This is a genomic window from Collimonas arenae (assembly GCF_001584165.1).
Classification (GTDB): domain Bacteria; phylum Pseudomonadota; class Gammaproteobacteria; order Burkholderiales; family Burkholderiaceae_D; genus Collimonas; species Collimonas arenae.
The window spans coordinates 1,304,762-1,324,634 of record NZ_CP013233.1 but is presented as its reverse complement, the minus strand read 5'-3'; the positions used below and the strand labels follow the sequence as shown (position 1 = coordinate 1,324,634).

General features: G+C 58.1%; 15 protein-coding genes and 4 pseudogenes. 7 read left to right on the top strand and 12 right to left on the bottom strand.

What is annotated here, in order from left to right; genetic code table 11:
• Window positions 1-7 precede the first annotated feature (7 nt).
• Both pnp and rpsO read right to left on the bottom strand, forming a co-directional pair.
• Entirely contained in the window at window positions 8-2,143 is a 2,136-nt protein-coding gene (pnp, locus tag CAter10_RS06195) for a polyribonucleotide nucleotidyltransferase (protein WP_061532731.1), read from the bottom strand.
• A gap of 375 nt (window positions 2,144-2,518) precedes the next feature.
• The gene (rpsO, locus tag CAter10_RS06190; RefSeq protein ID WP_014007042.1) at window positions 2,519-2,788 is read right to left on the bottom strand and encodes a 30S ribosomal protein S15; all 270 of its coding nucleotides are present in this window, start codon (window positions 2,786-2,788) and stop codon (window positions 2,519-2,521) included.
• 175 nt (window positions 2,789-2,963) lie between these two features.
• Here rpsO and CAter10_RS06185 point away from each other — a divergent pair, with 175 nt between their 5' ends.
• Window positions 2,964-3,461, top strand: a complete 498-nt coding sequence (locus CAter10_RS06185; protein WP_061532730.1) for a hypothetical protein — start codon at window positions 2,964-2,966, stop codon at window positions 3,459-3,461.
• A gap of 27 nt (window positions 3,462-3,488) precedes the next feature.
• Window positions 3,489-4,388 (top strand): YihY/virulence factor BrkB family protein, encoded by a 900-nt coding sequence (locus CAter10_RS06180; RefSeq protein WP_061532729.1) that lies wholly within the window; start codon window positions 3,489-3,491, stop codon window positions 4,386-4,388.
• A 19-nt stretch (window positions 4,389-4,407) separates the two neighbouring features.
• On the opposite strand, the gene lolD is transcribed toward CAter10_RS06180, so the two are convergent.
• Together lolD and CAter10_RS06170 are read right to left on the bottom strand one after the other, a co-directional pair.
• Window positions 4,408-5,118: a lipoprotein-releasing ABC transporter ATP-binding protein LolD gene (gene lolD, locus CAter10_RS06175; protein WP_061532728.1), complete on the bottom strand. Its 711-nt coding sequence runs from the start codon at window positions 5,116-5,118 to the stop codon at window positions 4,408-4,410.
• On the bottom strand, window positions 5,111-6,376 hold the full coding sequence (locus tag CAter10_RS06170; RefSeq protein ID WP_061535193.1) for a lipoprotein-releasing ABC transporter permease subunit: 1,266 nt from the start codon (window positions 6,374-6,376) through the stop codon (window positions 5,111-5,113). Before CAter10_RS06170 ends, lolD begins: the two co-directional genes overlap by 8 nt.
• Before the next feature lie 246 nt (window positions 6,377-6,622).
• Between CAter10_RS06170 and CAter10_RS06165 the strand changes: the two genes are divergently transcribed.
• Complete coding sequence (locus tag CAter10_RS06165; protein ID WP_061535192.1) at window positions 6,623-7,078, top strand: thioredoxin family protein; 456 nt, start codon at window positions 6,623-6,625, stop codon at window positions 7,076-7,078.
• 70 nt (window positions 7,079-7,148) lie between these two features.
• Here CAter10_RS06165 and CAter10_RS06160 read toward each other — a convergent pair whose 3' ends face one another.
• Together CAter10_RS06160 and CAter10_RS06155 are read right to left on the bottom strand one after the other, a co-directional pair.
• Window positions 7,149-7,916, bottom strand: coding sequence for an SDR family NAD(P)-dependent oxidoreductase (locus tag CAter10_RS06160; protein WP_061532727.1), 768 nt, complete (start codon window positions 7,914-7,916; stop codon window positions 7,149-7,151).
• A 25-nt stretch (window positions 7,917-7,941) separates the two neighbouring features.
• Window positions 7,942-9,617, bottom strand: a pseudogene (locus CAter10_RS06155) (AMP-binding protein).
• A gap of 151 nt (window positions 9,618-9,768) precedes the next feature.
• On the opposite strand from CAter10_RS06155, the gene CAter10_RS06150 reads away from it, so the two are divergent.
• Entirely contained in the window at window positions 9,769-10,800 is a 1,032-nt protein-coding gene (locus CAter10_RS06150; RefSeq protein ID WP_236905503.1) for an AraC family transcriptional regulator, read from the top strand.
• A 12-nt stretch (window positions 10,801-10,812) separates the two neighbouring features.
• Here the strand turns inward: CAter10_RS06150 and nhaR are convergent.
• A pseudogene (gene nhaR / locus CAter10_RS06145) lies at window positions 10,813-11,732 on the bottom strand (transcriptional activator NhaR).
• A 98-nt stretch (window positions 11,733-11,830) separates the two neighbouring features.
• On the opposite strand from nhaR, the gene CAter10_RS06140 reads away from it, so the two are divergent.
• From CAter10_RS06140 to CAter10_RS06130, 3 genes are all read left to right on the top strand, one after another.
• Window positions 11,831-12,184: an HPF/RaiA family ribosome-associated protein gene (locus tag CAter10_RS06140; RefSeq protein ID WP_061532725.1), complete on the top strand. Its 354-nt coding sequence runs from the start codon at window positions 11,831-11,833 to the stop codon at window positions 12,182-12,184.
• Between the two features lie 17 nt (window positions 12,185-12,201).
• Entirely contained in the window at window positions 12,202-12,888 is a 687-nt protein-coding gene (locus CAter10_RS06135; protein WP_061532724.1) for a Bax inhibitor-1/YccA family protein, read from the top strand.
• Window positions 12,889-12,962: 74 nt separating this feature from the next.
• Entirely contained in the window at window positions 12,963-13,235 is a 273-nt protein-coding gene (locus CAter10_RS06130; RefSeq protein WP_061532723.1) for a TFIIB-type zinc ribbon-containing protein, read from the top strand.
• A 139-nt stretch (window positions 13,236-13,374) separates the two neighbouring features.
• On the opposite strand, the gene CAter10_RS06125 is transcribed toward CAter10_RS06130, so the two are convergent.
• The 5 genes and pseudogenes from CAter10_RS06125 to CAter10_RS06110 form a co-directional block, all read right to left on the bottom strand.
• A complete protein-coding gene (locus CAter10_RS06125; RefSeq protein WP_061532722.1) occupies window positions 13,375-15,684 on the bottom strand; it encodes an NADP-dependent malic enzyme in 2,310 nt (769 codons plus the stop codon).
• A gap of 236 nt (window positions 15,685-15,920) precedes the next feature.
• A pseudogene (locus tag CAter10_RS06120) lies at window positions 15,921-17,311 on the bottom strand (L-serine ammonia-lyase).
• Window positions 17,311-17,463 (bottom strand): hypothetical protein, encoded by a 153-nt coding sequence (locus CAter10_RS22740; RefSeq protein WP_156477070.1) that lies wholly within the window; start codon window positions 17,461-17,463, stop codon window positions 17,311-17,313. The pseudogene CAter10_RS06120 and the gene CAter10_RS22740 overlap by 1 nt, the downstream one beginning before the upstream one ends.
• A 135-nt stretch (window positions 17,464-17,598) precedes the next feature.
• Window positions 17,599-18,635: pseudogene (gene mgrA, locus CAter10_RS06115) on the bottom strand (L-glyceraldehyde 3-phosphate reductase).
• Between the two features lie 118 nt (window positions 18,636-18,753).
• Window positions 18,754-19,809, bottom strand: a complete 1,056-nt coding sequence (locus CAter10_RS06110) for a YncE family protein (RefSeq protein WP_205630306.1) — start codon at window positions 19,807-19,809, stop codon at window positions 18,754-18,756.
• Window positions 19,810-19,873: the final 64 nt, after the last annotated feature.

The following is a 19,873-nucleotide window of genomic DNA, read 5'->3' as shown; positions in this document are numbered from 1 at the left end:
AGCTTAATTACTGTGCAGCTACCGGAGCAGCTTCGCCGCCTTCGTCAGCCTGCGCTGCCTTCATCGACAGTTTCAGACGGCCGCGGTCGTCGGTCTCGAGAACCTTGACGCGCACTTGCTGGCCTTCTTTCAGGTAATCGGCTACGGCATTGACGCGCTCATTGGCGATCTGGCTGATGTGCAGCAGACCGTCTTTGCCCGGCAATACCTGTACGATTGCGCCGAAGTCCAGCAGCTTCAGTACGGTGCCTTCGTAGACCTTGCCCACTTCAACCGAAGCAGTCAGTTCTTCGATACGGCGCTTGGCTTCCTGGCCTGCAGCAGCGTCGACCGAAGCGATGGTGACCACGCCTTCGTCGCTGATGTCGATCTGGGTACCGGTTTCTTCGGTCAGCGCGCGAATCACTGCGCCGCCCTTGCCGATCACGTCACGGATTTTTTCCGGATTGATCTTGATGGTGATCAGGCGCGGAGCGAAATCGGACAGCTCGGTTTTACCGTGCGGTACGGCTTCTTGCATCTTGCCGAGGATATGGATACGGCCTTCTTTAGCTTGCGCCAAAGCGACTTGCATGATTTCCTTGGTGATACCCTGGATCTTGATATCCATCTGCAATGCAGTGATACCGTTAGCTGTACCAGCTACCTTGAAGTCCATGTCGCCGAGGTGATCTTCGTCGCCCAGGATGTCTGTCAGAACGGCGAACTTGCTGCCATCCTTGATCAGGCCCATGGCAATACCAGCCACGTGCGCTTGCATCGGCACGCCGGCATCCATCAACGCCAGGCAGCCGCCGCAGACCGAAGCCATCGACGACGAACCGTTGGATTCGGTGATTTCCGATACCAGGCGCACCGAGTAGCTGAAATCTTCCGGTGCCGGCAAGGCTGCTTGCAGAGCACGCTTGGCCAAACGACCGTGACCGATTTCGCGGCGCTTTGGCGTACCAACGCGGCCGGTTTCGCCAGTAGCGAACGGAGGCATGTTGTAATGCAGCATGAAGCGGTCCGAGTACTCGCCCATCAGCGCGTCGATCTTTTGTTCGTCGCGTGCAGTGCCCAGCGTGGCAACTACCAGCGCTTGGGTTTCGCCGCGGGTGAACAGTGCCGAACCGTGGGTACGCGGTAGCACGCCAGTACGGATCGTGATTGGACGCACAGTGCGTGTATCGCGACCGTCGATACGTGGCTCGCCTTCGAGGATCTGCGAACGGACGATCTTGGCTTCCAGGTCAAACAGGATGCCGCTGACTTCTGCCGAATCAGGCGCTGTTGCGCCGATCGATGCAGCTTCCGCCGCCAAATCCGCGTTGACTTCAGCAGTAGCGTCTTTCAGCTTGGCAGTACGGGCTTGCTTGTCTTTGATTTGATAAGCAGCGCGCAGCTTGGTTTCACCGAAATGCGCAACGCGAGCGATCAGCGCGTCATTCTTCGGTGCTGGGCTCCATTCCACTTCAGGCTTGCCGCCGTCACGCACCAGCTCATGGATCGCGTCGATAACCGCCTTCGATTGCTCGTGGCCGAATACAACCGCGCCCAGCATGACTTCTTCCGACAGCTGCTGCGCTTCGGACTCAACCATCAACACTGCGGTTTCAGTACCGGCAACCACCAGATCCATGGCGGACTTGGTCAATTGCGATGTAGTTGGGTTCAATACGTATTGACCGTCGATGTAACCAACGCGTGCGGCGCCAACTGGGCCTGCGAAAGGAATGCCGGCAACCGACAGGGCGGCCGAGGCGCCGATCATTGCAGCGATGTCTGGATCAATTTCCGGATTGACCGACAGCACATGAATAATGACTTGCACTTCATTCAGGTAACCTTCTGGGAACAACGGACGGATCGGACGATCGATCAGGCGCGATGTCAGGGTTTCTTTTTCGGAAGGACGGCCTTCGCGCTTGAAGAAACCGCCTGGGATACGACCAGCCGCGTAGGTCTTTTCAACGTAATCAACGGTCAACGGAAAAAAATCCTGACCTGGCTTGGCATCTTTGCGCGCCACAACAGTAGCCAGCACAACGGTATCTTCGATCGATACCATCACTGCGCCGGAGGCTTGGCGAGCGATCTCGCCGGTTTCCAGTGTGACTTGATGTTGTCCGTACTGGAATGTCTTAGTAACTTTATTAAACACGATATATCCTTCTCATCAGTTGGGGACAGAGTAATTCGCTGCAAACTGACGCTTGCAACTCTTAAACTCTTTCCCGCAATTGTTTATTTGCCGACAGATTTTCAGGCGCTGTCGTTCACCTCACCACAGACGATTCATCGCTGGCTACTGCCAATGAATTGCCGTCTCCTTGCTTAGTACTAACTTCTTCTTACTTCTTGAAACTTGTGTAGATAAGCTACAAAAAAGCTGCTGCCAAAAGCAAAAATGCCCGCATCAGAGACTGATACAGGCATTTTTTTCAACTTATCGACGGACCAAGGACATCGTCACGAAATATCGAAACAGGATGTCGCAGAAAATAACCGGGGCCGACGACGAGTCGCGCACTGACGATTACTTACGCAGGCCGAGTTTTTCGATCAGCGAACGGTAACGGTTCAGGTCCTTACCTTTGAGGTAGGACAGCAGGCTCTTACGACGGTTAACCATCATGATCAGGCCGCGGCGGGAATGGTGATCCTTGGCGTGGGCTTTGAAGTGGCCGTTCAGGTCGTTGATACGGGCTGTCAGCAGCGCAACTTGCACTTCTGGGGAGCCGGTGTCGTTTTGACCGCGCGCATTATCAGTGATAATAGCGGCCTTAGCTGTTTTTTCGATAGTCATGCTTTACCTTTCACAAGCGGTGTACAGAGTATGGGCTAGAGCCCTGAACCTTATGCACCGTGAACAACGATTAATAAATCCGGTCGAATCTGACCAGACGCGCAGTATATAGCAAAACTCCTGCCGATTCAAATACTTAGCGTGACGCCAATAACATTCTTTTAGGGGTATTGCCATGAAACACATTTTTTCTCTCCTGCTGACCGGCCTGCTGCTGGTGCTCACTGGCTGCGCCTCGCTGCTGGCGCCCCCAGTCAATCCCGGCGAACCGGAGGCACAGGTGATCTCCCGCCTCGGCAAGCCGACCGGAACTTATCAGGACGGCAACGATACCCTGCTAGAATACTCACGGGGCTACTTTGGCCAGGCTACCTACATGGCACGGATCGGCCCGGATCAAAAATTGATTTCTTATGAGCAAGTTCTGACATTGGAGAAATTCGCCACCATCAAGGTCAATCAATTTACCGAAGCCGACGTCTTGCGCACTGTCGGCAAACCGATCGAAACGATTTACTACAACCGCGTCAAGCTGAACGGCTGGAACTACGGCTTCAAGGAAAGCGGCGTCTGGAATTCGATGATGACGATCTATTTCGACGATAAAGGAATAGTCCGCAAACTGGAAAACGGCCCCGATCCACGCTTTGAACATACCCGCTTCGGCTTTTAAGGAGCGCTACCAAGGAACCCTGCAACGATGATCAAACTTCCCGATTACCAGCGCATCCACGCGATGCTGTCGAGCACGGTCCAGGAGTGGTTCAAGCAACGCTCCGGCAGCAAGGGCGCCGCCCTCGCCTTCTACACCCTGTTTTCAATGGCGCCGATGCTGATACTGGTGATAGCGATTGCCGGCGCGGTATTCGGCGAACAAGCTGCGCGCGGGGAAATCTTCGGCCAGTTATCAGGCTTGATCGGCCCCACCGGCGCTGACGCCATCCAGCTGTTGCTGGCGGCGGCGCACAAGAACCAGTCGGGGCCGCTAGCGGCAATCATTGCGGTAGCGGTGCTGCTGATCGGCGCCACAACGGTCTTTTCCGAATTGAAGGATAGTCTGGATGAAATCTGGTACGTGCAGCGCACCCGCCAGTCTGGCTTCATGTCGTTGATACGGACGCGCCTGCTGTCGTTCGGGCTGATCCTGGTGCTGGCCTTCCTGCTGCTGACTTCGCTGGTGGTGAGTGCGGCACTGGCCCTGCTGGCCAAGTATCTGGGCGGCATGTGGATCAGCGTCACGACGATCTTCTCACCGCTGTCACAGCTGTTTGCATTTGCCGTGATCGCCAGTCTGTTTGCCTCGATCTACAAGATGCTGCCGCAGACCAAGCTGCCGTGGCGCGATGTCTGGATCGGCTCGATCGGCACTGCCGCCCTGTTCGTACTAGGCAAGTATCTGATCGGCATCTACCTCGGCAACAGCGGTGTCGCCTCAAGCTATGGTGCCGCCGGTTCGGTGATTGCGCTGCTGCTGTGGATTTACTATTCTGCGCAGATTTTCTTTTTCGGCGCGCAATTCACGCGCCAGTACGCGCTGTTCTTCGGCAGCCTGCAAGAGCAAAATAAAAAAGCCGGCAATCTGGCGACGCCGGCTTCCTGACTCCTCAGTTTGACAAACGTCAATCCTGATACGGCTCCAGCCCGCGCTCCGAAAGGCGCAGGATGCGGCCGCAGCGGCGCGCCAGCTCGATGTCGTGGGTCACGATCACGAAAGCCGTGCCTAAGGTCTGCGACAACTCCAGCATCAGGTCGAAAGTCAATTGCGCAGTCGCCCGGTCCAGGTTGCCGGTCGGCTCGTCGGCCAGCACGCAAGCCGGCTTGGTGACCAGCGCGCGCGCCAGAGCAACCCGTTGGCGTTCGCCGCCGGACAATTCGCCCGGCACGTGGATAACCCGTTCCGCCAGCTTGACCCGCGCCAAGATAGTGCGCGCCTGCTCCTGCGCATCGGCACGCTTGAGACGGCGGATCATCAACGGCATCGCGACGTTGTCGAGCGCCGAGAATTCCGGCAGCAGGTGATGGAACTGGTAAACGAAACCCAATGCGGTATTGCGCAAGTCGCCGCGCGCCTTTTCGCCCAGGGTTGTAAAGTCCTTGCCGAGCAGACTGACGTTGCCGGTGGTCGGCGTATCCAGGCCGCCCAGCAGATGCAGCAAGGTTGACTTGCCCGATCCGGAGGCGCCGACGATCGCCACCTGCTCGCCTTTGGCGACATCGATATCGATGCCGCTCAACACCTTGACCGAATAACTGCCCTGGGTAAACGTCTTGCCCAGATTACGACAGGACAGGACGATTTCATTGTTTGTTTGATTGTTGGTATTACTCATAACGCAAAGCCTCAGCAGGTTTCACCCGGGCAGCCCACCAGCTCGGATACAGGGTCGCCAGGAAAGCCAGCACCACGGCGACGCCGCCGATGGTCCAGACATCCGGCCAGCGCAGGTCTGACGGCAATTCGGTGATCACGTAAACGCTCTTCGGCAAGAACTGCACATGCAGCATACGTTCGATGAACGGCACGATGACGTCGATATTCAGCGCTACCAGCACGCCGAGGCCAATCCCGATGGCGGTGCCGATCAACCCCACCAGCGCGCCCTGGATCATGAAAATCTTCATGATCGATCCCGGCGATGCACCCAGCGTACGCAGGATGGCAATGTCGGCCTGCTTGTCGGTCACCGTCATCACCAGCGTCGACACCAGATTAAAGGCAGCCACCGCAATGATCAGCGTCAGAATGATGAACATCATGCGCTTCTCGGTCTTGACGGCAGCGAACCAGTTGCTGTTCTGCTGAGTCCAGTCGCGCAGATACAAATTGGGAGGCAGTGTTGTCGCCAGTTGCTGCACCACCTGCGGTGCCTGCAGCATGTCGGTAATCTTCAGGCGGACACCCGATGGCGAATCCTGGCGGAACATCTTTTCCGCATCTTCCAGCTGGATGAAGGCAAGCGTTGAGTCGTATTCAAAATGGCCGGCCTCGAAAATGCCGGCGACGGTGAATTGCCGCAAGCGCGGAATCACGCCTGCCGGCGTCACCTGCCCTTGCGCAGCCATCAGCGTCACCTTGTCGCCGATACCGACGCTCAATGCATGCGCCAGCTCAATGCCGAGCACGATATTGAATTCACCCGGTTTCAGGTCGTTGAAGCTGCCTTGCTTGACCTTGCTCGCCACGTCCGACACCTTCGGCTCTTCCGATGGCAGCACACCACGTATGGCCACGCCGCGCAGGACGCCTTCGCGCACCAGCATCGCCTGGGCATCGACATACGGCGCCGCGCCGATCACTTCCTTGTTCTTGAACGCTTCCTTGGCGACCTCTTCCCAGTTCTGCATCGATCCGGAAGCATCGAACACCTCGATATGCGCCAGCACCGATAGCATGCGGTCGCGCACATCCTTCTGGAAACCGTTCATCACCGACAGCACCACGATCAGCGCCGCCACACCAAGGGCGATGCCGGCCATCGAAATCAACGAGATGAAGGAAATAAAGCTGTTACGGCCGCTACGCTTGCCCGCACGGGTATAGCGAATGCCGACCAGCCACTCAAACGGTAAATTTTTTATGATGCTCAATGCATGGCTCCCGAAATCAGCCCGCAGTTTGCCATAATTTGGCAAATTTCACGGCGCTTTCCAGCAATTCAACTATTTGACGCGCTACTCAGATCGAAACAAGACGGGAACGTTCAATTCCGGCCGGAGCGGAAATCGACCAGCGGGCATCATTCATTGCCAAAACGAAATATACTCCCAGTCAAGCTGTCGCGATCGGCGCTAGAGCCGACTGGACCGGAATGACATCTATTTGAGGCTGACATGATGAGAAAATTTTTTGCGCTTTGCCTGGGGCTGCTATTCGCACAAGCTGTGGTTGCCGCCAACCTTCCCTACGATGAAAAGGCCGACGCCAAGGTCGACCTGCAGCAGGCGCTCAGCCAGGCCAAGGCCAGCCACAAGCAAGTGCTGCTGGTATTCGGCGCCAACTGGTGCCCGGACTGCCGCGAACTGGACAAGGCACTACACGGCACCAGCGCGCCGCTGATCAACGGCAAATTCGTGCTGGTTAAGGTCGATGTCGGCAATTTCGACAAGAATCTCGACGTCGCCCAGTCCTACGGCAACCCGATCAAGAAGGGTATCCCGGCCGCCGTCGTGCTCGGCGCGGACAACAAGATCCTGTACTCGACCAAGGCCGGCGAACTGGCGGATGCGCGCCACATGGGCGAAAACGGCATCTACGATTTCTTCAGCAAGGTCGTCACTACCCCTAAATAACCTATCCCTGAACGCAGAAGGCCGGCAATCCGCCGGCCTGCAACACCCTTCTACTGCCCGAATTAGCGAATTACTTTGGCGCCATCCGAATCGCGCCGTCGAGGCGAATCACTTCACCGTTCAGGTAAGCAGTCTCGATGATAGTCCGCGCCAACGCTGCAAATTCGGCCGGCTTGCCCAGGCGCGATGGGAACGGCACCATTTTTCCCAGCGCGTCCTGGACCTCCTGCGGCATTCCCATCAACATCGGCGTCTCCATGATGCCCGGCGCAATCGTCATCACGCGGATGCCGTGACGTGCCAGTTCGCGCGCCGCCGGCAGTGTCAGGGCCACAACCCCGCCTTTGGAGGAAGCATATGCAGCCTGGCCGATCTGGCCGTCGAACGCCGCCACCGAAGCGGTGTTGATGACCACGCCACGCTCGCCATCCGCATTCGGCTCGCCTTTGCTCATGGCATCGGCAGCCAGGCGCATCATGTTGAACGTGCCGATCAGGTTGATCTGCACCACGCGAGTAAAGTCTTCCAGCCCGTGTGGACCTTCCTTGCCGACGATGCGCTTGGCCGGCGCCACGCCAGCACAATTGATCAGTCCATGCAAGCCGCCGAACACCGTGACCGCAGTGTTGACGGCTTCCGTGGCGCTGGCTTCATTGCACACATCGGTGGCAACAAAGCGCGCATTGGCCCCCAACTGTGTTGCCAGCGCAGCGCCGGCTTCCTTGTTCACATCGGCGATCACGACCTTGCCGCCGGCCGCCACCAACATGGCGGCAGTTGCCGCACCAAGGCCGGAGCCGCCGCCGCTGATCAGGAATACATTGTTTTCGATTTGCATAATTTCTCTTCTTTACGATTTTCTATCATTTGGTTTTAGCAATTTCCTGGTTGCGCAAAATGAAGCGCTGCAGTTTGCCGCTAGGGTTTTCGGTAGTTCTGTCAAAAATTCGATCTCGCGCGGATAGGAATGTGCGGCCAGGCGGCGCTTGACGTACTGCTGCAATTCTTCCGTCAGTTCGGCACTCGGCGCGTAATCCTGGCTAAGCACAACGAAGGCCTTCACCAGTTCCGTGCGCTCAGGATCCGGTTTGCCGACCACCGCGGCCTCGACCACCGCCGGATGCTCCAGCAGCGCACTTTCCACATCGAAAGGACCGATGCGATAGCCGGACGAAGTAATGATATCGTCGCCGCGACCGATAAAACTGATGCTGCCGTCCTGGTTCAGCTCCACCGTATCGCCGGTGATGTAGTAGGCGCTCTGGTCGCGGCTGTTGTCCTGCTGCCAGTATCCCTGGAACCAGTAGATAGGCGAACGCGGACGGTCCACCGCCAGCACGCCCGGTTGGCCGACACCCAGCTCATTCTCATCGTCGTCGATCACCGCCAGCCGGTAACCCGGCATGGCAAGGCCGGCCGAGCCCATGTGCACCGCATGCTGCAAGCCGTGGTGATTACACAGCACCATGCCTGTTTCGGTCTGGCCGTAGTGATCGTTGATCAGCGTGTCCAGATGTTCGCGGAACCAGCGGATCACTTCCGGGTTCAAGGGTTCGCCGGCGCTGCTGACCGCGCGCAATTGGCCTTTGACCGGCGCCGCGGCCTCTGCGCCGGCGGCGATCAGCATGCGGTAGGCGGTCGGCGAGCCGGTCAGGTTGGTGATGCCGTACTTCTTGATGATCCGGTAAGTACTCTCCACCGTGAACGAGCCTTCGTAGAAGGTGATGGCGTGCCCCATCATCAAGGGCCCGGTCACGCAATAGTAGAGACCATAAGCCCAGCCCGGATCGGCGATATTCCAGAATTTGTCTTCCGGACGCAGATCGACCGCATAACGCGTGTAGACATAGAACGACAGCATGGCCCTGAGCGGCACCGCAACACCCTTGGCCGGGCCGGTCGTGCCGGAAGTGAACAGCATGATGAAGGCGTCATCCGCCTGCCGCATCACCGGTGCGAACTCGGTCGACTGCCGATCCATCTCGTTCCAGAAATTGAAATCGCCGGCAGCAAGTTCGGCGGCGCCGGCGACAGTCATGGTCGGCGGACAATCCGGCACATCCTGCAGCTTGTGGCGATTATCCGGATCGGTGACGATCAGCTTGGCAGCGCTGGCCGCGACCCGGTATTCGATCGATTTCGAACCGAATGCCGTGAACAGCGGCTGGTACACTGCGCCAGCACGCCAGGTGCCGAGGATCACGATCAGCAGTTCCGGCGTGCGCGGCAGCAGCCCGGCAATCCGGTCGCCCGGTTGCACACCCTGTGCTTTGAGGAAATTAGCAAAACGGCCAGACAGCTCCTTGAGCTGCTCGAAAGTATAGGTGGCGCTGCGGCCATCCTTGCCTTCCCACACCAGGGCGACGCTGCCCGGTGTGGCATGCCGGTCGCAGCATTCGACGCAGGCATTGACGCCGGTTTGCAGGTTGCCGGCCAATTCGGCGGCAACGCTGTCGATGTTGAAATCCGCATAAAACTGCGCATAATCCGGGGAAACATGGGACGCGGCTGTAGCGCCTGCTGGCAAACCAGATGACATGAATGTTCTCCTCTAACCTAAAATGGCAGGCCTGGTGGCTCTTTTTATGTTGTTATGAGAAATGGATGTGGCGCATCCCAGTCTAGGGTATTTGTCGCATCGGAGCCATGTTAAAAGCGATCAATGGATTTGATCGGAATTGCAACATATTTTGCTAGACGGATTTATGGAAGAGTGGGAAAAGGGAACGATCTCCATTGCCCTTGTCGACGAAGCGCTGAAAAGCATGCGCGAGCGTGGCATGGATACGGACGCGCTGCTGATCCAGGCAGGCATTTCACCGCGCCTGATGACTGCGCCGCAAGCCCGCGTCTCGGCAGCCAATTACGGTCGCCTCTGGTATCTGATTGCCCATGCGATGGATGATGAATTCTTCGGTATGGATGCGCATCCGATGCGGGTCGGCAGCTTCAACCTGCTTTGCCGCGGCGCCCTGCACAGTACCAATCTGGGCAAAGCGCTGGAGCGCGTGCTGGATTTCCTGCGGCTGGTGCTGGACGACATCTCGGCGACGTTATCGCAGCAAGATGGTCTGGCGCGCATCACGATCAATGAAACCGGTGCCCCACGTCGCATGTTCACTTACGCCACTTTCCTGATGCTCGTGCACGGCGTCGGCAGTTGGTTGATCGGCCGCCGCATCCAGTTGCTGTCGGCGGATTTTCGCTGCACCGAGCCGCAGCCCAGCCTCGACTACAAGATCCGCTTTTGCGACCAGGCTCGTTTCGGCCAGGACCACACCAGCATCACCTTCGACGCCGCCAGCCTGGCACTGCCGATCGTGCAGACCCAACGTTCGCTGCAAACCTTCCTCCGTGAAGCCCCCGGCAACCTGCTGGTCAAATACAGCAACCACGACAGCCTGGCCGCCACCATCCGGCGCCACCTGCGGCAAGTACCGCTAACCGAATGGTCGGATTTCGACAGCTTGTCGCGAGAACTGCAAACCCCCGCATCGACCCTGCGCCGCAAGCTTAGCCAGGAAGGACAATCCTACCAGGCGATCAAGGACAATCTGCGGCGCGACCTGGCGATCAATTACCTGAGCGGTTCAAGCCGCAGCATCGAAGACATCGCAATCAGCCTCGGCTTCGCCGATCCGAGCGCCTTCCATCGCGCGTTCAAAAAATGGACCGGGAACAGTCCGGGTGAGCATCGCCGTACTTTGTCTGCATTGGAATAATTTCGGCCGTATTCATTTGCGCCTGTTCTGCGTAAACACCCTGCCGTGTATCGCCGACAAGATCGCTTCAACCGCTGGATGCTTGATCTTGCGTTCATTCGACACCGCATAGAACTGCTCGTGCACCTGATCCAGTTGGCCGATCAACACAGCGCCGAACTGTTCCTCGACGTCGGCGGCGAGCGCGGACGGCGCTGGGAACAAGCCAGGCCGCTGCGGCCAAAGGTGTTCAGCAGCGCATTGTCGTCGAACTCGCCAACCACGTCCGGCCGCAGTTCGCGCGCTTCGAACCAGTGGTCGATGCGGCCACGGATCAGGTTGTTGCGGGTCGGCAGTAATACCGGCGCGCCGCTCAGGCTGTTCGGGAATGTCGGCCGATAGCGCTTGGCCAGTTCCTTGCTGCCGAATAGCGCGATATCGCTTTCTCCCAATAAGTGGCTGAAGACGCGCAGCGCCGTGCCGGAAGGTGCCGGCCTGTCGGTCAGCACGACATCGAGCTTGTGCAGCGTCAGGTCACCAAGTAGCGATTCAAACTTGTCTTCAAAGCACACCAGTTTTACCCGCTGCGGCAGGCGCAGTGCGGCTTCCAGCAGGCGCGAAGAAATCAGTTTCGGCAACGAGTCGGAAATGCCGACCGCCAGCCGCATCGTGCGTTCATCTTCGGTGGCGGCCAATGCGTCCTGCATCTGCTCGCCCAGCAGGAAAATCTGATCCGCGTAGCCCAGGGCCAGGCGCCCCGCCTCGGTCAGCACCAACCGCCGTCCTTGCGGCGCCAGTAACGCCTTGCCTATCGATTGCTCCAACAGGGAAATTTGCGCGCTGACAGTCTGCACCGCCAAACCCAGACGCTCGGCAGCACGCGTGACGCTGCCTTCCTTGGCGACTACCCAGAAGTAATGCAGATGTCGAAAATTCAATCCTGATGTTTTCATTGTTCCGTTTTTTCGAAGTAATGATTCGATTATCTTCGCTTTTTAAAGTTATGTCGTGACTATATGATGATTACTCCTAAAACGAATTGGAGCCAAAGATGAAACCTACCATCGTTGCAAATGGCGTAAAACTCAGCCGCAGATTGCGCGAGTACGTTAGCCGTCGCCTGTCCCTGGCGCTCGGCAGGAAGCAATATGGCATCCAGGCAGTGAAGGTTCGCATCAGCGATCAGAACGGTCCGAAAGGCGGCGTCGACAAACACTGCCAGATCCATTTGACGCTGCCGGGCCTGCCGCCTGTGGTCGTCACGGAAAAAGGCAGCGATATCGCCAGCATGGTCGACCAGGCCGCACATCGCGCCGCGCAGGCGACTGACCGCCTGCTGTCGAAGGCGAAAGCGGTGCGACATACGAAGTACACGGTGCCAGTCACTGAAACTTCACTTATCTAATTTTAAGAAAGGACATCATGAACAACCGCTTCAATATATTGAGAAGCAGCAGCGCCAAGTATTCGACCTCCACGGTAATGGATGGTGCTGCACGCAAGGTCTTGCGCAACACTTATCTGCTGCTGTCGCTGTGCCTCGGCTTCAGCGCCATCGTTGCCGGCGCCTCGGTCGCCCTGAGCCTGCCCAGCCCAGGAATCATCATCACCCTGGCCGGCTACTTCGGCTTGCTGTTTTTGGTGACCAAGTACCGTGACCGCGGCCTCGGCGTGGGCATGGTATTCGCGCTGACCGGCTTCATGGGCTACACCCTGGGGCCGATCGTCAGCCAATACCTGAGCATGCCGAACGGCGGCCTCACGGTAGCGATGGCATTGGCTGGCACCACAGTGATTTTCCTGGGCATGTCGGCTTATGCGTTGGTCACCAAGCGTGATCTGTCGTTCATGGGCGGCATGCTGACGGTTGGCGTACTGGTGGCTTTCGTGGCTGGACTGGCGGCGATCTTCTTCAGCATCCCTGCGCTGTCGCTGACCGTATCCGCGGTATTCGTGCTGCTGATGTCGGGCATGATCCTGTTCGAAACCAACAACATCGTGCGCGGCGGCGAAACCAATTATGTGATGGCGACCGTCAGCCTGTTCGTGTCGATCTTCAACCTGTTTACCAGCCTGCTGCAGTTACTCGGATTTGCTAACAAGGATTAAGCACGGTGTCTGTGCGTGCGGACCACGCCAGGCATTTATCTCGTGCCATCAATTCAATATTTTGGAGAATGACTATGTATTGCCCCGTATGCAAAGACAAGGAGCTTGTGATGAGCGAGCGTCAGAGTGTCGAAATCGATTATTGCCCGGGCTGTCGCGGTGTCTGGCTGGATCGCGGCGAACTGGACAAGATCATCCAGCTGTCGACGCAAGAACTGGCGCGCACACAGCCGCCGGCGCCAGTGCGGCATCAGCCCGAGTATTGGTCGAGCCAGCAGGGATCGCATCACGACGATTATCGCAGGCCGAAGAAGAAGGAAAATTTCTGGCAGGAGCTGTTTGACTGACGGCGCAGCCTCCCGAAAGAAAACCGTATTTAATGAGAAAAGGGGCAGGACTTTGCAGCCGCAACGCGGCGCATCGTCCTGCCCCTTAACTGTTTTTAACTACTCGCTTAACTACTGAAAATTAACTACTGAAAACTACTTACGCGCCCTGCTTGGCAGAAATCGCGTTTGCCACTACCAGGGCGGTCATGTTGACGACCCGTCGCACCGTTGCCGATGGGTTCAGGATGTGCACCGGCGCAGCAGCGCCGAGCAATACCGGACCAACCGTCACGCCCTGGCCACCGGTCATCTTCAACACGTTGAACAGGATGTTTGCGGCATCCAGGTTCGGTGTGATCAGGACATTGGCATCGCCACTCAGCGTCGATTTCGGCAGGAACTGCGCCCGCACCTCAGCGCTCAGCGCGGCGTCGCCGTGCATCTCGCCATCGGCTTCGACATCCGGCATGCGCTTGACGAACAAGTCGCGTGCGGCGCGCATCTTCTTGGCCGAAGGACGGGTGCTGGAGCCGAACATCGAATGCGACAGGAATGCCACCTTGGGCGGCACACCAAAGCGGCGCACTTCTTCCACCGCCATGGCAGCGATGTCGGCCAGTTGCTCGGCGTCTGGATCGTCATTGACGAAGGTGTCGGCAATGAACAAGGTGTGCTTGTCGAGCACCAGGCCGTTCATGGCGGCGAAGCACTTGGCGCCTTCGCGCAGGCCGATGATGTCGCTCACATGCTCCAGGTGGCTGTCGAAACGTCCGACCAGGCCGCACAACATGCCGTCGGCATCGCCCAGCTTGACCAGCAGCGAAGCAATGGTGGTGTTTGAGCGGCGCAGTGTCGATTTCGCCATCTCGGGCGTAACGCCGTCGCGTGCCTTGATCTCGTGATAGGTTTCCCAGTACTGACGGAAACGGGAGTCATCTTCCGGATTGACCAGTTCGAAATCGCGTCCAGCCTGCAAGCGCAAGCCGGCGCGTTTGATGCGCGCCTCGATCACCGCCGGACGGCCAATCAGGATCGGCTGCACCAGTTTTTCTTCCAGGGCGATCTGCACCGCGCGCAACACGCGTTCATCTTCGCCTTCGGCGTAGACGATGCGCTGCGGCTCGCCGCGTGCAGCCAGGAATACCGGGCGCATGAACATGCCGGTATGGCTGACGAAGCGCATCAGCGACTGGCGATAAGCATCCATGTCCTTGATCGGACGAGTGGCCACGCCGGATTCTTCGGCGGCACGCGCCACGGCCGGCGCGATGCGCAGGATCAGGCGCGAATCGAAAGGCTTTGGAATGATGTATTCCGGTCCGAAATGCAATTCCTGGCCGGCATAGGCGGATGCCACTTCTTCGCTGATCTCGGCCTTGGTCAGGTCGGCGATTTCGCGCACGCAGGCAACCTTCATCGCTTCTGTGATGCTGGTGGCGCCGCAATCCAGCGCGCCACGGAAAATGTACGGGAAACACAGAACGTTGTTGACCTGGTTCGGATAGTCGGAACGGCCGGTGGCGATGATACAGTCCGGCCGCGCTTCCAGCGCCAGTTCCGGACGGATTTCAGGTTCCGGATTGGCCAGCGCCAGGATGATCGGCTGACGGCCCATGGTCTTGACCATATCCTGCGTCAGTACGCCTGGCGCCGAGCAGCCGAGGAACACGTCGGCATCGACAATCGCGTCGGCTAGAGTGCGTGCATTGGTGATTTGCTGATAGCGTTGCTTCGATACATCCAGCTTGTCTTCGCGCTTGTCGTGGATCACGCCGCGCGAATCGCAAACGAAAATGTTTTCGCGTTTGACACCCAGTTCCACCATCAGGTCGAGGCAGGCAATTGCCGCAGCGCCGGCACCGGAGGCGACCAATTTCACTTCGCCGATTTTCTTGTTGACCAGTTCCAGACCGTTCAACAACGCTGCTGACGAAATGATGGCCGTGCCGTGCTGATCATCGTGGAAAACCGGGATCTTCATGCGCTCGCGCAGCTTCTTCTCGATGTAGAAACATTCCGGCGCCTTGATATCTTCCAGATTGATGCCGCCCAGCGTCGGCTCCAGCGCAGCGATGATCTCTACCAGCTTGTCCGGATCACGTTCAGCCAGTTCAATGTCGAATACGTCGATGCCGGCAAAATTATGGAACAGGCAGCCCTTGCCTTCCATCACCGGCTTGCCTGCCAGCGGGCCGATATCGCCCAGGCCAAGCACTGCGGTGCCGTTAGTGATGACGCCTACCAGATTGGCGCGCGAGGTGTACTCGACCGCAGTTTCCGGATCTTCATGAATCGCCAGGCAGGCATACGCTACGCCAGGAGAATACGCCAGCGACAGGTCGCGCTGGTTCGACAATGGCTTGGTCGGCACCACGGCGATCTTGCCGCGCGTCGGGCTGCGATGATATTCCAGCGCAGCGTCGCGCAGGGCCTGCTCGGCCGCAGAAAGGGTTGTGGGGGTGCTCATTAATGGTCTCCTGAATACGCGAATAAAAAAATCGGTGGCAGCGACATTATCACAATGTCCATCAATTCGGGTTATCGGCGTGCGAATCTCTGCCTGGATAAATGCCTAGGGGAAAGAGTGATGACTGGCGGGCTTGCCGCCACTGGCGCTGCTCTGTCCAAATGGTAGACCAATCTGCCACAGATTGCTGTACCGGCTGATATTGGCAATTCAAAAGCGAAATATCCACAGACGCTTCAGCACTCGATTACATTGACCGCCAAACCGCCACGCGAGGTTTCCTTGTATTTGGTTTTCATGTCGGCGCCGGTCTGCATCATGGTCTTGATGACATTGTCGAGCGATACATAGTGCTTGCCGTTGCCGCGCAAAGCGATGCGAGCGGCATTGATCGCCTTCACCGCGCCCATCGCATTACGTTCGATGCAGGGGATCTGCACCAATCCGCCGATCGGGTCGCACGTCATGCCGAGATTGTGTTCCATGCCGATCTCGGCGGCATTCTCGATCTGTTCGGTACTGCCGCCCAATACCGCCGCCAACGCGCCAGCTGCCATCGAACAGGCAACGCCGACTTCGCCCTGGCAGCCGACTTCGGCGCCCGAGATGGAAGCGTTTTCCTTGTAGATCAAGCCGATTGCCGCAGCCGTCAGCATGAAGGTCATGACGCCATCACGATTGGCGCCGGGAATGAACTTGGTGTAATAGTGCAGCACTGCCGGCAGCACGCCTGCGGCGCCGTTGGTCGGTGCGGTGACGATCCGTCCGCCGGCGGCATTTTCCTCATTGACTGCCATCGCGTACAGATTGACCCAGTCGAGCATCGACAACGGATCGATCAGCGATTCCTCGGAGCGCTCCTTCAACTGCCGGTACAGTTCGGAAGCGCGGCGCTTGACCTTCATCGGTCCCGGCAATTCGCCGCTGATCGAGCAACCACGTCGTACCGCCGCCGCCATCACATCCCAGATGCCCAGCATTTTTTCGCGCACCTCTTCCGCCGTGCGCCAGTGCTTTTCGTTTTCCATCATCAGGCCGCAATCGTCAGGCCGCTTGCCGCGCTCATGCGCAGCAGATCGGCACCGGAATGGAATGGATACGGCAACTCGCCTTCCGCCTGGACGCTACCGGCCTGCACCAGGTTGACGCGTTGCCCTTCCTTGCTGACCACAAACCCGCCGCCGACCGAGTAGTACTCCTTCACGGCGATCTCATTGCCGCTCGCGTCCAACGCCACGAAGCGCATGCCGTTCGGATGTTGCGGCAACGCCTCGCGCCGGAAAAACAGCACGTGTTCCTTTTCGATGCAGCCAATCGGATGCGTACCGTTCAACAGCAATTTCCTGCTGCTGCGGATTTCCGCCAGGCGCGGCTCGACATGGTCGGGATCGATGTTGTCCGGCAGGTTGCCTTCCAATCCCAGCAGCACCGCCTTGTCGCTGCCGTGTCCTTTTCCGGTAGCGCCGAGCGAACCATACAACTCGACCCGCACCGCATGCACTGCGTCCAGCAGGCCGGTATCGTGCAGATGTGCAGCAAACCGGTTGGCGGCAATCATTGGTCCCACGGTATGCGAACTGGATGGGCCGATACCGATCTTGAATAAATCAAATGCGCTGATGTTCATTAGTGTCCCGATTGCGTGTACTGCAAAAACAACATGAATCCGATCATGACGGCTCCTTGACGGGTTGCGGCATTGTCGATCTTCAGCGGCTCAAAATAACCCACCGGGATGCGCGAGAATGCCAATAGCGCCATCATAATCTTGTTCTGCACACGTGTATCGCGCTGCGAAGCATCCTCGCTCGCGAAAGTGGTCGATCATTAGCAATTATGCATTTTAATATTGCGAAAAATCGAAAAAAAACGGACGCCGCGGCGTCCGTTTTCATCCCTGCGCGTGCCTACCGCTCATTCGCCTTTCGAGGAACGCTCCCACAGGTTGATGCCGCCGTCCTGCGCCTGGACATCGATCGCCGCCAATTCCTCTTTCGAAAAATCCAGCCGCTCCAAAGCCGCCACGTTTTCGCGGATCTGGGCCGGGCTGCTGGCGCCGATCAAGGTGGTGGTCACACGTGGATCGCGCAGCACCCAGGCCAACGCCATCTGCGCCAGGCTCTGGCCACGCGCCTTGGCGATCTCGTTCAGCGCACGCACCCGCGCCAGGTTCTCAGGGCTCAGGTGAGCCTGCTGCAACGAACCGCCGCCTTCGCGATTGACGCGAGAATCCTGCGGGATGCCATTCAGGTATTTGTCGCTCAACAACCCCTGCGCCAATGCAGTAAACGTGATGCAACCCATGCCTTCCTGCTCCAGCGTATCCAGCAAACCCTGCTCGATCCAGCGGTTGAGCATGTTGTAGGATGGCTGATGAATCAGGCAAGGCACTTTCCACTCGCGCAGCAGTTTGGCGGCTTCGGCAGTCTTGGCCGGTGAATAGGATGAAACGCCGACGTACAGCGCCTTGCCTTGCTGCACGGCCGTTGCCAATGCACCCATGGTTTCTTCCAGCGGTGTTTCCGGATCGAAGCGGTGCGAATAGAAAATGTCAACGTACTCCAGGCCTAGGCGCTGCAAGCTCTGGTCGAGGCTGGCCAGCACATATTTGCGCGAACCGCCGCCCTGCCCGTATGGCCCGGCCACATGTCCCAACCGGCCTTGGTCGAGATGATCAGTTCATCGCGGTAAGGACGCAGGTCTTCTTTCAGGATGCGGCCGAAATTGGTTTCGGCGCTGCCATATGGCGGCCCGTAATTGTTGGCCAGGTCGAAATGGGTGATGCCAAGGTCGAACGCGGTGTGTACCATCTCACGCTGGCGCGCCAGCGAGGTGGTGTCGCCGAAGTTGTGCCAAAGGCCCATCGACAACAACGGCAACTTGAGTCCGCTGCGGCCGCACAAACGGAATTGCATGCTCTCGTAACGCTTGCTTGATGCGTGATAACTCATGACTGGAAATTCCTTTTAACGATAGATATGTCGAAAGCCCTGCTGCGCCAGCGCGCAAATGCCACGCATGCGACCAATCCAGGGCTTTCGATTTCTGCTAAATCAACTACATCCGCTATCAGCGCATATTGCCGGTGTGTCCCAGCGAATAACGACCAGGTTGCGGCCAGACTGTCAGGCCATGCGGCTCCATGCCGACAGGGATCGATTTGACGGCGCCGGTAGTCGTGTCGATCGCATAGACGACATCATCAAAACGACCCGACAGCCACAGCATCTTGCCATCCGCGCTGACATTGCCCATGTCAGGGCTGCCGCCGCCAGGGATCGGCCAGTTCGCCACCACCTTGCGCGTGGCGAAATCGATCACCGAAATGCTGCCCTTGCCATGGCGTGGGCCGTGGATCTTGTTCGAACCGCGATTGGCGACATACAGCTTGCTGCCGTCGCGGCTTGGGTACAAACCGTGCGTGCCGGTTCCGGTTTGAATGAAACCGATCTTGGTGAAACTCTCACCGTCAACCACATAAACGCCATCGGCCATCATGTCGGCGACGAAAAATACCTTGCCGTCCGGCGAGATACGGATGTCCTGCGGCATGCCCTTCTTGTCCAATTGCAGGTAGCCGACTACCTTGCGATTGACCATGTCGATCTTCGCCAGGCGTCCGCCGAATTCGCAGGTAAACAATGCGTACTTGCCATCGATTGAGAAGTCGGCGTGATTGATGCCTTTACACTCCGGCACCGATAGGCTGGACTTCAGCGCCATCGTATGTGGATCGCGGAAATCGAGCTGAGCGTGGGCCTCGACCACCACGATGGCGTCCTTGCCGTCCGGCGTGAAGTACATATTGTAGGGATCCTCCACCGGGATTTCCTTGCCAGGCTTGGCTGTCGTCGGATCAATCGGCGTCAGGCTGCCATCAGGCCGACCTTCCGCATTGTTCGCCACCCACAATGTCTTCAGGTCCCAGGCCGGCACCACGTGCTGCGGGCTATAGCCGACCTTGAATTTCTCGACTACCTTGAAGGTTGCCGGATCGATCACGTAGACATCGTTAGAACGCAGGTTAGGTACATAAATGCGCGGCAGCGCGCCCGCCACCGCTGGGCTGAAATGGCCGGCGCCAGCTTCGCTGTATAAGTTGGCGGGATTCACCACAGGCGCCATGCCAGGCACCGTGGTGATTGCCGGCGCAGCCGATGCGCTACAGGCGATACTCAAAACGGCCAAC

Bases quoted from the DNA above. Each gene is read 5' to 3' on its own strand.
- CAter10_RS06110 (WP_205630306.1), bottom strand. From the start codon at position 19,809: ATGGCGCCTGTGGTGAATCCCGCCAACTTATACAGCGAAGCTGGCGCC.
- CAter10_RS06135 (WP_061532724.1), top strand. From the start codon at position 12,202: ATGAACAACCGCTTCAATATATTGAGAAGCAGCAGCGCCAAGTATTCG.
- lolD (WP_061532728.1), bottom strand. From the start codon at position 5,118: ATGAGTAATACCAACAATCAAACAAACAATGAAATCGTCCTGTCCTGT.
- CAter10_RS06165 (WP_061535192.1), top strand. From the start codon at position 6,623: ATGAGAAAATTTTTTGCGCTTTGCCTGGGGCTGCTATTCGCACAAGCT.
- CAter10_RS06160 (WP_061532727.1), bottom strand. From the start codon at position 7,916: ATGCAAATCGAAAACAATGTATTCCTGATCAGCGGCGGCGGCTCCGGC.
- CAter10_RS06130 (WP_061532723.1), top strand. From the start codon at position 12,963: ATGTATTGCCCCGTATGCAAAGACAAGGAGCTTGTGATGAGCGAGCGT.
- CAter10_RS06125 (WP_061532722.1), bottom strand. From the start codon at position 15,684: ATGAGCACCCCCACAACCCTTTCTGCGGCCGAGCAGGCCCTGCGCGAC.
- CAter10_RS06180 (WP_061532729.1), top strand. From the start codon at position 3,489: ATGATCAAACTTCCCGATTACCAGCGCATCCACGCGATGCTGTCGAGC.
- CAter10_RS06140 (WP_061532725.1), top strand. From the start codon at position 11,831: ATGAAACCTACCATCGTTGCAAATGGCGTAAAACTCAGCCGCAGATTG.
- rpsO (WP_014007042.1), bottom strand. From the start codon at position 2,788: ATGACTATCGAAAAAACAGCTAAGGCCGCTATTATCACTGATAATGCG.
- CAter10_RS06185 (WP_061532730.1), top strand. From the start codon at position 2,964: ATGAAACACATTTTTTCTCTCCTGCTGACCGGCCTGCTGCTGGTGCTC.